The organism is Sporomusa sp. (assembly GCF_057736855.1).
The window spans coordinates 1,542-7,890 of sequence record NZ_JBYKYF010000141.1 but is presented as its reverse complement, the minus strand read 5'-3'; the positions used below and the strand labels follow the sequence as shown (position 1 = coordinate 7,890).

Annotated in this window: 6 protein-coding genes and 1 pseudogene; 1 reads left to right on the top strand and 6 read right to left on the bottom strand. The window is 43.7% G+C overall.

What is annotated here, in order from left to right; genetic code table 11:
• The 5 genes and pseudogenes from AC29Z1_RS10375 to AC29Z1_RS10355 all read right to left on the bottom strand — a co-directional run.
• Nucleotides 1–358: pseudogene (locus AC29Z1_RS10375) on the bottom strand (citrate transporter); the annotation flags it as partial.
• A gap of 119 nt (nucleotides 359–477) precedes the next feature.
• Nucleotides 478–2,613, bottom strand: coding sequence for an acetyl-CoA decarbonylase/synthase complex subunit alpha/beta (gene acsB, locus AC29Z1_RS10370; RefSeq protein WP_488271391.1), 2,136 nt, complete (start codon nucleotides 2,611–2,613; stop codon nucleotides 478–480).
• A gap of 179 nt (nucleotides 2,614–2,792) precedes the next feature.
• Nucleotides 2,793–3,617 carry a DUF2935 domain-containing protein gene (locus AC29Z1_RS10365; protein WP_488271390.1) on the bottom strand — a complete coding sequence of 275 codons (825 nt, stop codon included), beginning with the start codon at nucleotides 3,615–3,617 and terminating at the stop codon, nucleotides 2,793–2,795.
• A gap of 178 nt (nucleotides 3,618–3,795) precedes the next feature.
• Nucleotides 3,796–4,035 carry a hypothetical protein gene (locus AC29Z1_RS10360; protein WP_488271389.1) on the bottom strand — a complete coding sequence of 80 codons (240 nt, stop codon included), beginning with the start codon at nucleotides 4,033–4,035 and terminating at the stop codon, nucleotides 3,796–3,798.
• An 8-nt stretch (nucleotides 4,036–4,043) separates the two neighbouring features.
• Entirely contained in the window at nucleotides 4,044–5,282 is a 1,239-nt protein-coding gene (locus AC29Z1_RS10355; protein ID WP_488271388.1) for a DNA polymerase Y family protein, read from the bottom strand.
• A gap of 246 nt (nucleotides 5,283–5,528) precedes the next feature.
• On the opposite strand from AC29Z1_RS10355, the gene AC29Z1_RS10350 reads away from it, so the two are divergent.
• Complete coding sequence (locus AC29Z1_RS10350; RefSeq protein ID WP_488271387.1) at nucleotides 5,529–5,960, top strand: Hsp20/alpha crystallin family protein; 432 nt, start codon at nucleotides 5,529–5,531, stop codon at nucleotides 5,958–5,960.
• A gap of 149 nt (nucleotides 5,961–6,109) precedes the next feature.
• Here AC29Z1_RS10350 and AC29Z1_RS10345 read toward each other — a convergent pair.
• Nucleotides 6,110–6,349: hypothetical protein (locus tag AC29Z1_RS10345; protein WP_488271386.1), on the bottom strand; the 240-nt coding region annotated here is incomplete at its 5' end.

The following is a 6,349-nucleotide window of genomic DNA, read 5'->3' as shown; positions in this document are numbered from 1 at the left end:
GGAAGGTTACAGGCGCTGCCCCTCCCAAGTGAACCAGCATAGCAAGACAGACTGTCCCCACCGCAATTTTTACAGGGTCTTCGCCAATGAGTCTCAATGTCTTATCAATAACCGGGGTAATCATCCCGGCATCCATCATCACCCCGAAATACATAATGACAAAAACGAAGTTTGCTGCCACCGGCGCAACATTTCGTATTCCCGCAATGACGAACTTTCCCACGTCGAACCCATAACCACCAATAACAGCGGCAACCAGTGGCACAATTATAAGTGCCACCATCGGTGCCATCCGTTTGGATATAATAACGGCCAGTAATACGACCACAGTCGCTAAACCAAGTACTGCCAGCATCATGAATTACGCCTCCTAGTTGTCCTCTTGCTACATAAGCCCCGATACGCTTTCATATATAAAGGAATTAACCCGCAGCCAATTGGCTGCGAGTTAATTCCTTTATTTCATCCCAATAGTAATTACATCAGCGGCGGCATCGTCAAAGCCGGATGCTTTTTCTCTTCTAAGAAAGGCAGTATGGTTTCTTCCGTAGTGCCTACTGTTTCATCGGCAATCTTGTCAATAAAATCGGCTCCTAACCCAAGTTGCACTGCCCGTTCAATGAGATCGTCTTTTAGATACTCTTTTAATTCTTTCGGCATCCAGACAATCCGGCCCAAACCACCGTCTGCCGGAATAAACTTAGAGCTCACAACATAACGGCGGCCAATGCCCATAAAGCCGGGTGTCTGCACCCCGCCGCCGCAAGTACCGGCCAAGGTTGAAAAAGTCATACCGCAAGGTGTTTCACCCGCGTACTCACGAGTAGTAATCATGATTCCATTGGTCATAGGCAATACCGCCATAATGGCCTCAAAACACCCACAAGAAGTCATTGGCTTATCCATCAAAGTATATAAATTGACGGCCTCCAGCGTGCGGTTAGACGCAGTATAGAGGAAATCATTCAGATTCTTCCACATACCTTTTACTTCATCAAGACATTCGCCTTTGAGGATAGGCTGATTCGGACCTGTCGGAGTAATCTCATTGGAAGCTTTCGCATCAAGCCAGCTTACTGCACCGCATAACCCTACACGCTCTGGCGAAACAATACATACATGGTTAGGGGCAAATGACTGGCACAAGGTGCAAGAGTAGAAAGTATCGACCGATTCGTCGGTAAGACCTTTCAACCTGGCATCACGCGCCTGGTATTTTTCGCGGGCAATACTGATTTTTTCTTCAATAACTTTGGCATCAGTAATAAGTGTTACCTGCACCCTGTCAACAATTGCAGGATAGTCGGATTTAAACTTGGCAATTAACAATTCGCCGAAATGACGGATCTTAAACCCGGCTTCTTTAGCCCCTTTGCTAATTCTGACCCAGCACAGGTCACGCTGGGCAACATGCCATAAACCATCGCCATAATTAATGAAGTAATGGATACGGCGCTCCAGCACGCCTTCAAAATCTTCCTGCATCTTACGGCCATAAATATCAACCATAATCCCTAAGGGGAATACACTGCCCTCAGACATCTCATCAATTTCTGGTCCGATAACTTCAATTTTACCATCTTCCACATGGTTAGCGTCCATCATGCGAACAAGCTCAAAGGCAGGTGAGCGACCGCCGCCAAATTCCACCCAGGCGTCTTTCTTGCGGATGGTTTCGCCTTCAAACGCCGGTCCGACAGTAATTGGAACCGGAATATCCACAATTTTAAGTTTTATATTGCGAAGCTCCAACGCCAGTTTAACAATTTTATCATAGTCAGGCTGAGCTTCTAAGAGTCCTGGAATTTGCAATTCTGGTGGCAATGCCTGATCAGTAACAATGGGGAACCCCATGAACAGCGCACCGGCACCAATTGCCACTGTAACGGCATCCAGTTCACCCAAAGCGATAATAAAAGCAGGCACACGGTTCTTTTGATATTCCAGCATCCGCTCACGCTCACCCTTGGGAACACCGCCAAAGGCCAAACCGGCACGAGCAGCAAAGTTAACCGCATGCACAATCTGAGTAAATTTACCCAGCGGAAGGGTCAAATAATCTAACCCCACTTTGATATTTTCTGCAATACACTGTTCAATGATATCATTAACCAGCATAACCAGAATACCTTTAGACTGCAGGTCTTTTACCAGAGCGGCACCTGCTTTGGCATCTTTGGCTTTACCAGTAATAACGGCAACACCGGGAATAGTGCCATCAACTAGCGGCACGCCGCACTTTCTTAAAATACGGTCAGGTAAAAAACCAGTATACGGAGCTTCGTCCGGTTGGTCATTACCGACATAACGTAATGCCTCGATAATTTCACCGGCATATAAGGTGGCTTCACCAGCGAGTAACGCATTACCCAATTCTGGTTCTGGCCGCAGGTTATTTTCCTTAATCCTTTGTAAAACAGGGACGATCTCACCTAATGTGGTTATGTCTTCGCCGCTTAAGGCGGTAACAATTGGCAGCTTATACGCCGTATCAGGATACTTAACCGGCGCCTCTGCACCATGTTTTTCAATGGTTTCCTTAAGGAGCTTTTCTGCAAGGCCTACAGCCGTTGATGCCCCCTGATAAGCCAATTCACAAATCTGTTTAGACATGAGCGAGCCTCCTTCAGGAGTAAGTTATTCTTTTTACATACTTTACTATTCTCGCTGCTTTTATCTAATCCTGCAAAAATTAGGAATTAATAGAAAATAACAAAAACACCTGACCATTACCTATTCTCTGGCCAGGCATTTTTCAATTAATGATTATACAAGCTAAGAATTTTGCCAGTCTAGTAATCACAGGTACTTATCTTGCCAATCATGTTCGGAATATCGTGTTGTATTTGCTCAAGAACTTCTAAAAAGTATTCTGCTTCCCTCAGGACATGATCTGCCAGTAACGGCGGTATCAACGATACGACTTTGCAAGCTGAAATCAAATTTCTCGCAGCCTCTTTAAAATCCCGAATTTGCATGGTGGCTTTGGTTACATCGCTTTCAAACCGAACAAGGTCATTATTAGGACGATATTTCCATAATATACTGTCAAGGTCACGTGCCTGAAGCTGTAATTGCTCAAACTGAACAGCAAACGCATTAGCTTGCTCGACAAACCCCCGCTCCGAAGGGTCAAGCAAACCGGCAATAAACCTAGCATGGTCTGCCATATGTCTGAGCCAAAATACATTGTCACTAACAATGGAATCAACAGGATGTTGCATATCACCATCCTGGATTTTCCGGAGAAGTTTTAGAAAATACATGGCTTCGCGGGAAATATGATCGATCAGTAACGGATAATTATAGCCCCCAATCTGACACTCAATAAGCAAATGCAGAACATGCCGTTTAAAAGCAAAAAGATTTTTAACGGCAACCATAATTCGATTAACGAAAGCCGCAAACTCTTCTTCACACTGAATCGTGCATGACTGTTTTTCAAGGTCTTCAAACACCTTATAAAATTCTTCCGCCTGACAAATAAGCTCCCGGTCAGAACAGGCAAAGCCGAGTTTCATAAATAGGGAATGCTCTTTCATGATTCTAAGCCAGAACTGAACCCGCCGCATATTCAGGCACTCATAAGGCTTGACTTCCCGGCAAAATATATCCATTTAGCAGCCTCCTAACATTCACTTTATTACATAATATGCGGCCAACAGCTTATGTGAACTGATTATAACAAAAAAAGCCAACATAATGGTTGGCAAAATTACTGGATTTCAAGTCTAATACCATGTTAGGGTAAGTACTGGTCGTTTTAAGTAGTTTACTATGTTCATGTCTGGTTGGCTAAGTATAATCGCATTCTATAAACCATTTACCATCATCACAAAATAAATATACCTGCTTGCCACATACCCGGCAGGTATACCTTACTCCCTGACCGCCAGCCTTCAGGGATGCAGCCATACGGACATCCAGCACCTTATCAATGACAAACCTGCGTCCGTCCTCCCATATCAGGGAAAGGGGCCTAATTCTGCCCTCTAAATCATGTTTTGCGACTACCTCTACATATACCTTCCCCATATGTTCACCTACCTAAAGTATGATACAGGATGAATAATATGCTCATCCTTCGGATTGAACCCTGTAAGCTGCCGGTCAAGCAGCATAGCACACCGCAACACACTGTAATAACCGAAGCGTTGACGCAGACTGTCAATGGTTTGGGCTAACGCCTCAGCCTCTAAGCTATCACCAGCGAATAAATCAAGCTGAATATGTCCAACAGCTGTTATTACATCAGCGGCACGGACACCTAAGCTCCGAATCGGCTTATGCCAGTCATAATTGGCAAGAAAGAGTTCCATCGCCTTTTCGGCAATATCATTGCTCAAATAGGTGGGAGCAGCAAGTTTGCCTTGCCGGTCGAACGAATATAGATCCCTGTCTCGCACATGGATTGCCACGGTTCTACATTTCAAACCGTGTTGCCTAAGCCGAGCCGCAACACTCTCGGACAGCACATACATAATTAATTTGACATCTGTGTTATTCATCAAGTCCCTAACAGTAGTAGTGCTGTTACCCACAGACTTGATAATGCTTGCTTCGGCACTTTTCCGGACTGGTGTCGAGTCAAGTCCATTGGCAAAACTCCATAGTGTTTCCCCCCAGACCCCTAATAGCAGCCGTAAGCTCTTACTATCTGCTTTAGCCAAATCACCAATGGTATATATTGCCCTGTTTTCCAACTTACGCCGAGTTGACCGGCCAACATAGAGTAACTCACCGACTGGAAGCGGCCAAACCTTATCCTGATAATTGTCCTCGGTAATGACGGTAGTAGCATCAGGTTTCTGCATATCGCTGCCAAGCTTGGCAAAGATTTTATTCCATGAAACACCCACAGATGCGCTTAATCCTAGTTCGTTTTTAAAACGCTCCCGGATGCTATCGGCAATGGCCTGACCAGTTCCAAACAGTTGTAATGAGCCAGTGACATCAAGCCAGCACTCATCAATACCAAAGGCCTCAATTTGATCAGTATACTCTGCATAGATTTGCCTGGCCTGCCGTGAAAACCTAAGATACTTGCGAAAATCGGCCGGCACGATAACGACGCCCGGACATTTTAGCCGAGCCTCCCATATCACATCACCGGTTTTGATTCCTGCCAATTTTGCAATTTGGTTTTTAGCAAGCACTATACCATGCCGTGCTTCAGCATCACCACAAACAATGACAGGTTTGTCACGAATCGCCGGATTATATAAACATTCTACGGAAGCATAAAAATTGTTAAGATCAACATGCAAAATAGTTCGAGACATTTCATTACCCCAATATAGAACATATGTTTGTAAGTTACATTTTAGAACAAATGTTCGGTGTTGTAAAGTGGAGATTACTGGAAACATCTGCAACCTAAAATGGACAACTAAAAGTATTCCTAATCTACTTATTACAGTACCAGCGCTAAGATTCATTAAAAAAATCAGGGGCCAAACATCATTAAAATCTTATAAACTTAGCATACTATAAATAAAATATACAATCTAAAGAAAGGGGATATGGTCATGTTTGGATTGGTACCATTTCGCAATACCAATTTGCCAACTGGAGAATACTTTGATCAATTCATGCATGGTCTATTCGAAGATAGCTTACTGCCGCTAGGAAAAATGGCGGACTTCCGCGTAGATCTTCGGGAAACCGAAAACGAATATATTGTAGAAGCCGATTTGCCAGGGGTTAAAAAGGAAGATATTAACTTACAATATAGAAGCCCGTATTTAATTATTTCTGCCAAAAGAAACGAAACCCAGCAATTAAAAGGCGAAAACTATGTCCGCCGGGAAAGACGATATGGGCAGTTCCAACGCAGTCTATATATAGATAATGTCATGGAAGACAAGATTGAGGCAAAATTTAATGACGCTGTTCTTACTGTGACGTTGCCGAAACAGCACAACAAACAAAAAAGTCAGGGAAATATCAAAATTCACTAAATCTGCTCGTTGAATATATACCGCCATCAAACAAAATCAATAAGCAGGCCAAATCAGCCTGCTTATTTTTATACATATTGGGGATAGAAGAATTACCCGTCATTGTTGCCTATGCTCTCCCCTTGAGCGTAAGCAACACTATCAGTTACTTAGGGATAAAATGCTAGTTCCGGAAAAAGTCCAAGTTCAGAAGTTGGCAGCAACAGTTCCGGAAAAAACACAAAGCCTGGCTGGGGAGGAGGATCATTGTCAATATTCATATTCGGGTTATTGCCCATGCCCATATGTGGATTATTACCTATACCCATAGGATTATTGCCCATACCCATATCAGGATTACTGCAATAAGGACAAAGGCCATGATAGTAATAATAGTCAAATTCGCAACC

Bases quoted from the DNA above. Each gene is read 5' to 3' on its own strand.
- acsB (WP_488271391.1), bottom strand. From the start codon at position 2,613: ATGTCTAAACAGATTTGTGAATTGGCTTATCAGGGGGCATCAACGGCT.
- AC29Z1_RS10365 (WP_488271390.1), bottom strand. From the start codon at position 3,617: ATGGATATATTTTGCCGGGAAGTCAAGCCTTATGAGTGCCTGAATATG.
- AC29Z1_RS10360 (WP_488271389.1), bottom strand. From the start codon at position 4,035: ATGGGGAAGGTATATGTAGAGGTAGTCGCAAAACATGATTTAGAGGGC.
- AC29Z1_RS10355 (WP_488271388.1), bottom strand. From the start codon at position 5,282: ATGTCTCGAACTATTTTGCATGTTGATCTTAACAATTTTTATGCTTCC.
- AC29Z1_RS10350 (WP_488271387.1), top strand. From the start codon at position 5,529: ATGTTTGGATTGGTACCATTTCGCAATACCAATTTGCCAACTGGAGAA.